A 206-nucleotide genomic window follows, 5' to 3' on the forward strand; every position below is an offset into this window, starting at 1 on the left:
ATTATGACGAAAGATAAACAATTTGTTGTTAGTCATGATAACAATTTGAAACGTTTAACAGGTGTTAATAAAAATATTTCTGAATCTAATTTCAAAGATGTCGTCGGTTTGAAAATGCGTCAAAATGGACATGAAGCAAAACTTGTATCCTTAGACGAATTTATTGAAACGGCTAAACAATCTAATGTGAAGCTACTAGTAGAGTT

General features: G+C 30.1%; 1 protein-coding gene. It reads left to right on the top strand.

What is annotated here, in order from left to right; all coding sequences use genetic code 11:
* The coding region (locus tag D9V42_RS15065; protein WP_279634299.1) for a glycerophosphodiester phosphodiesterase family protein at positions 1–206 on the top strand (206 nt) is incomplete at both ends.

Origin of the sequence: Staphylococcus pseudoxylosus (assembly GCF_003697915.1) — a bacterium.
GTDB classification, from domain to species: domain Bacteria; phylum Bacillota; class Bacilli; order Staphylococcales; family Staphylococcaceae; genus Staphylococcus; species Staphylococcus pseudoxylosus.